At 46.7% G+C, this 1,627-nt stretch carries 3 rRNA genes; all 3 read right to left on the bottom strand.

Annotated features, from left to right (window positions below):
• Nucleotides 1-449: 449 nt before the first annotated feature.
• A 5S ribosomal RNA gene (gene rrf / locus L655_RS0111415) occupies nucleotides 450-564 on the bottom strand.
• Nucleotides 565-626: 62 nt separating this feature from the next.
• Nucleotides 627-741 (bottom strand): 5S ribosomal RNA (gene rrf, locus L655_RS0111410).
• 144 nt (nucleotides 742-885) lie between these two features.
• A 23S ribosomal RNA gene (locus tag L655_RS0111405) occupies nucleotides 886-1,627 on the bottom strand; the annotation flags it as partial.

The following is a 1,627-nucleotide window of genomic DNA, read 5'->3' as shown; positions in this document are numbered from 1 at the left end:
CTAAGTATAGGGCGTTGCGCTATTTTGCACGCTGACCCACCAATACTGCCGAAACAGGTTACGGTTAGTTGTGTACCTCTAACTTCTTATGGCTTCCTTCAGACCCCACCGTTGGCCAGTGATGCCCTTGCCATTCAGATTATCTTCCCCTTAGTCAGGGTGATAAGGCATCTTTCAGCCTATCGGGTTTGCCAGCTTCGCTGGGCAAACAAAAAACCCGTCACATTACTGTAACGGGTTTCTCTTAATTAAATCCTGGTAATGTCGTAGTGCCACAGCGGTGGAGAGGCACATAGCAAATGCTACACTATCTTTGTGTCTGGGCGTCCTTCTGCGGGGCTCGCCTTAGAACTATTTTATTTCGCCACTGAGTTCGCCATGGACTATTTACAAAATTTCAGAAAGCAAAAAACCCGTCACATTACTGTAACAGGTTTCTCTTAATTAAATCCTGGTAATGTCCTACTTTCACATAGCAAATGCTACACTATCATCGGCGCTGTTTCGTTTCACTACTGAGTTCGGCATGGGATCAGGTGGGTCCAAAACGCTATTGTCACCAAGAAAATTCTTTTCAATTTTCTTATTTTAATTATTAAGGTTAAAGTCCTTCGACTGAATTTGAAGCCTGGTAATGTCCTACTTTCACATAGCAAATGCTACACTATCATCGGCGCTGTTTCGTTTCACTACTGAGTTCGGCATGGAGTCAGGTGGGTCCAAAACGCTATTGTCACCAAGCAAATTTGGGCATTAATCCGTATCGCTACGCACTAACTGAATTTGGAAAATATCTGATAATATTTTTTAAGTCTTTTCAGTAATATCTACTTTAGTTATATTAACTTCTGTCTAAACTGTCGCATAAAACGCGTTTGGCGTTGTATGGTTAAGCCTCACGGGTAATTAGTACAAGTTAGCTTAATGGCTCACACCACTTCCACATCTTGCCTATCAACGTTGTAGTCTTCAACGGCCCTTCAGAGACTTTAAAAGTCTAGTGAGAACTCATCTCGAGGCCTGCTTCGCGCTTAGATGCTTTCAGCGCTTATCAGTTCCGAACGTAGCTACCGGGCAATGCCATTGGCATGACAACCCGAACACCAGCGGTTCGTTCACTCCGGTCCTCTCGTACTAGGAGCAACCCCTCTCAATTCTCAAACGCCCACGGCAGATAGGGACCGAACTGTCTCACGACGTTCTAAACCCAGCTCGCGTACCACTTTAAATGGCGAACAGCCATACCCTTGGGACCGACTTCAGCCCCAGGATGTGATGAGCCGACATCGAGGTGCCAAACACCGCCGTCGATATGAACTCTTGGGCGGTATCAGCCTGTTATCCCCGGAGTACCTTTTATCCGTTGAGCGATGGCCCTTCCATTCAGAACCACCGGATCACTATGACCTACTTTCGTACCTGCTCGACGTGTCTGTCTCGCAGTTAAGCTGGCTTCTACCATTACACTAACCGTACGATGTCCGACCGTACTTAGCCAACCTTCGTGCTCCTCCGTTACTCTTTAGGAGGAGACCGCCCCAGTCAAACTACCCACCAGGCACTGTCCGTAACCCCGATTCAGGGGCCAACGTTAGAACATCAAAACTACAAGGGTGGTATTTCAAGG

Origin of the sequence: Pseudoalteromonas sp. TAE79 (assembly GCF_000498015.1) — a bacterium.
Taxonomy (GTDB): Bacteria; Pseudomonadota; Gammaproteobacteria; order Enterobacterales; family Alteromonadaceae; genus Pseudoalteromonas.
Note: the sequence above shows the minus strand (reverse complement) of the source record. Positions and strands in the feature narration are given on the sequence as shown.